The 4,355-nt window shown below is 39.7% G+C and carries 6 protein-coding genes; all 6 read left to right on the plus strand.

Features of this window, described 5'->3' with window-relative positions; all coding sequences use genetic code 11:
- Window positions 1–719, plus strand: a 719-nt coding sequence (locus AC1DVJ_RS30105; RefSeq protein WP_477596454.1) for an ATP-dependent DNA ligase, incomplete at its 5' end; no start/stop codon positions are given.
- Window positions 720–1,114: 395 nt separating this feature from the next.
- On the plus strand, window positions 1,115–1,651 hold the full coding sequence (locus tag AC1DVJ_RS30110; RefSeq protein WP_477596456.1) for a hypothetical protein: 537 nt from the start codon (window positions 1,115–1,117) through the stop codon (window positions 1,649–1,651).
- 116 nt (window positions 1,652–1,767) lie between these two features.
- Window positions 1,768–2,769: a hypothetical protein gene (locus AC1DVJ_RS30115; RefSeq protein WP_477596458.1), complete on the plus strand. Its 1,002-nt coding sequence runs from the start codon at window positions 1,768–1,770 to the stop codon at window positions 2,767–2,769.
- A 530-nt stretch (window positions 2,770–3,299) separates the two neighbouring features.
- Complete coding sequence (locus AC1DVJ_RS30120) at window positions 3,300–3,797, plus strand: phosphoesterase (protein ID WP_477596460.1); 498 nt, start codon at window positions 3,300–3,302, stop codon at window positions 3,795–3,797.
- Window positions 3,798–3,837: 40 nt separating this feature from the next.
- Window positions 3,838–4,041, plus strand: a complete 204-nt coding sequence (locus tag AC1DVJ_RS30125; protein WP_477596462.1) for a hypothetical protein — start codon at window positions 3,838–3,840, stop codon at window positions 4,039–4,041.
- Between the two features lie 50 nt (window positions 4,042–4,091).
- A partial coding sequence (locus tag AC1DVJ_RS30130) for a DUF3841 domain-containing protein (protein WP_477596464.1) occupies window positions 4,092–4,355 on the plus strand: 264 nt, incomplete at its 3' end.

Genomic DNA, 4,355 nt, shown 5'->3' on the forward strand with positions numbered 1-4,355 from the left:
CGAAAAACACAAATGCAACGTCTAAGTACCCTGAGCTGCACAATCCGCCAATCCCCAAAGGAACTATCCTTGACGGTGAAATTGTGGTTTTAGATAAGCAAGGGAAAGCAGACTTCGAGGCGTGTAACGCTGGATTCAGGTCCAGCAAGAAGAGGATGCCAGTCGTTTATATGGCTTTTGATATCTTGTACCACCGCGGCGTAGATGTGACCAGTTTGCCACTAGAGCGCCGTAAGCAACTACTTGAAGATACTATAGAGGAGAATGATCACTATAGAATTGTTCGGTCAATTCAGGGCAGTGCAAAGGATTTCTTCAATATTGTTTGTCAACATGGTCTTGAAGGCGTAGTGATTAAAAAGAAGAGCTCAAAGTACGAGACAGATTTACGCTCGATGAAATCTATACGTTCCTGGTCGTGGCAAAAGGTAATTAATTATCAGAAGGCGGAATGCTTCATAACGGGTTACAGCAAGAAAGAACATTCGTGGTTACTTGGTTATTCGGAAGGAGACAGGATCCGTCCGATTGGCGCAATGGAATTGGGAATAACACAGTCAGCGCGTCAATCAATGTGGCCAGTATTTCAGGCATATAAGAGTGGCGAGAGCAAGGATCATGTTTATGTGCAGCCTGTCGTGCGCTGCAAAGTGAAATATCGGGATTGGTATAAGTCCGGAGCGATGCGGCTGCCAGTATTCGAGGAGTTTATTGTATAGAGGTTGAGAGATGGAATACCGCGTAAAGCATAAGGAAACGGGAGAAGAGAACAAACAGTACTGCCCGTAATGTTGAAGCAAATACGGTTGATTTCAAGGATATTAGAACAGCGGACACAATCATAGGCAAATTTATAGTACTTGACTCTGATACGTTTAACCGCATCGAGACACCAACATTCTAACAGTAACGGGAGAGGGAAATTATTCCCTCTTTTTTTATGCCCAATAGTGGGGCTGATGTAAGTGGAAAGTGTTCAATGACAAAGGAAAAGAATTAAATCGTTAGAGTAAACTGTTGGTAAAATCCGTGGGAAGATTAAACCCTTCCATTCCTGTAATATAGGTTAGGCTGTTCTAAATTATAACAAATACAACATTGGGGGAACAAATAAATGAAAAAGCTAACAGCAATTGCACTTGTAGCGGTTATGGCACTATCTATCGGAACATCAGCATTCGCAAAGAATGTTAAGCCTATTGAGGAGGTTGTGGACGCACTGACAGCTACCGTAGACACCGTAAAGGCTTCCGTAGGGGCACTGACAGCGAGTGTGGGTACACTTACCGCAAGAGTGACTAACGTGGAACAACAGCAACAAGATACAGCTTCCAAACTGGCACAGCTAGAACAGAAACAACCTACCCTCACTCCTGCCCAACGGGAAGCTGAGATGCTTTACAACATTCGTACTGAACTTAATAACCTTGGATATGCCTATACTGACGCAATCATGGTAAGAGACGTTCTAGTGCTAGAGACTAGTATCTCAAGTTCTCTATTCAATGCCAACAAAACACCTTCCGAGTTCTACTTTGCAGTCCAGAACAACGAGGATACAGCGGAAGAACAGATTGTTGAGAAATACACAGGCAAGAATGTAAAACAAGTGGAACCTAATGGTATTTACATGCACGTAATACTTGATTAAAAGGTTGATTCAAACAACACAACAGGAATAATGATGATGGTATTGTTATGCGACGGACGGTAGTATTGGAAACAACATTGAGTGCGTAAATACAACAACATGGGGGAAAATTATAGATGAAAAAACTATCTGCATTAGCATTGGTAGCGGTTATGGCACTATCTTTCGAAACATCAGCATTCGCCGCTAAACCTGATAAAGAAGTTAAGTCCAACAACGGGAATCACTACGGACAGATTAAGCACCAGACTCCGCAGTACGTACCGTCACCAGAGGAACGTCTTCTCATTGACAACCTCAACTTAAACCTCACTGCTAACAAGGTAACTCAACTGGTAGAACGTGTAGAGTACGACCCATCCCTTGAGACAGTGCAGGTTTACTACGATGGAAGTCCTGAAACCTTCTTTGTCCGTCACCCAGCCGAGTTTGGTGAGGTAATTGGATGTACGGTTGAACCCAACATGTGCCCTGCATGGGTTATGGTAGGTGGCTACAAGGACGGGTACTACGAGTTCCGTGCACCAGTAGAAACACCAGAACCGACTCCAGAACCATTTCCACCGACATCGGAATACTTTGCGAAGTTAGTGGAGTATACGAGCCATGTCATTGGGACTCCAATTGTGGGGGACAACGTTTACACTCTAAATGGCAACACTGTTGTAACCATCATCTTTGACCGAGATGTGACAAATATGTTCGGTGCACCCTATGATGGCATGAGTGTTGAAGAATACGCACAGGAGGGTGACGGTAATAGAGGTCTTAGGGATGTATACGGGATTGCAGGGGACTTAATCAGTGCTGAGATTATTTCGAACAAGGTAATTGCTACCTTCTCCACCGTTGCACCAAAACCGTCGACAAAAAATTTAGGATTGACAATAGAAGCATTAAATCAAATTTCAGGCGGCGGAATGACATTAGAACAGGTAAATGAAATTATCGGATTCGAGGGAGTTGTTACACACCATTGGTATGAAGTTAATAACGAGGGCATTCAAGTAAGATGGGCCGACGGAACAGGCAAAGCTATTAATGCCGTTTTTAGGAAAGACGGAGGGACAGAGTGGTCATTAGTCGCATTGGGTAGTGACTATATATATATAAACTAAAATACTTCCAAAGATCGGGCGATTACAGGCCCGATTTTTTTATTAATCCTAGCCCATATTCTTATCGTTGCCCCTTATTGTCACTGAAGGTATTGTTCACCTATTTTTAGTAATTTTAAAGGCACAAACACATGCATAGACACTCTTCGGTGCATCTTTTTTATCCGCTAAAAAACTTCTTTTATGCAGCATTACCAATCATCAAAGTGCTGCTAATGAACCTGGGATCAACATGGTAATCTAATAAGTTTTTAGCATGAGCCTACCTATATAATTGGTAGGTTTTTTGCGCTTCTCAGATGTCTTATAATAGGTGCGACAAAAGCCATAGAAGGATTGACTAGGGACATATACAGCAATTGATCGAGTAACGGAGAGTATTGCTAGAAAGAAACAAGCAATTCTCATAGACCTAATGAACCATTTCATGTTATTCTTTTTGTGGATATTTTTGGAATTCGGTATATATCTCAAAACCGAATAGAGTTGTGAAGTGAATAAAACAAATATTTCATGAGGTGGGATTAAGAATGAATCCAGTTTTTTTTACATCAGATCATCATTTTGGACCCAAAAACACCATAATTCCTAAAGATTATATTAATACGAGGAATAAAATGATGATTGAACAGTGGAACTCTGTCGTCACGAATGACGATGTTGTTTTTCATCTTGGAGATTTTTCCGAATTAGATTATATGAATACAACAAATATTATCAATCAGTTAAAAGGATACAAAATTCTCATAATGGGAAATCATGACAAAAACCGAGATAGAACTACGTGGTTGGCTCACGGATTAAATGAAGTAATTGATTACCCAATATTATATGAACAAAAGTTTCTCTTATCACATGAACACTTGAATGATATATATGCTCCTTTCTTTAACATACATGGACATTTTCATAACCCTGATCAGAAATATATAAGTGATAGACATATTAACGTAGGTGTGGATTACTGGGATCACAAACCAGTTAGTTTAAACATAATAAAAGAAGATTTTAATATGCGAATAAAATAATACTTTTATTGTACTTTTTCAGGAGGTGGGATGAACAGAAATGCTAAGAAAAGAAACTGAATTGTGGAATGGTAGCACAAATGAGATTTTAGTTGAAGACAGTTATATGGACACTGGAGAAATTCTTATCAATTTTTCGGACGATATGGAGTCAGCAACTGCAAGTCTCACTCTAGACAACTTAGTTGAGATTAGAAACAATCTCAGTCTTGTAATTGATATTTTACACAAAGTGAAACGGTAAATAAAACAATTCTTTTATAGGAAACTAACTGGATATGAAAAGGTGAGCATGTGAGTATATATTGGACTAGGCAAAATGAAGAAGCTTGGACTTATGCGAAAGAAATTGGTTATTTTGAAGGCAATCCAAAGCATATACCACCAACTCACATCAAAGCATATGAGTGGATGACGGAACAGATGAGTAGTAGATTGCTAAAATACAACGGTGAATATCCAATTTGGCTCTTTCTTTCGAAGCCTAATTATGATCAAGGAATGGTCTTATTAGAAATTGAATTAGATGATAGAGATATTATATTGTCTGATAAAGAC

This window comes from Paenibacillus sp. P4_A9 (assembly GCF_056402415.1).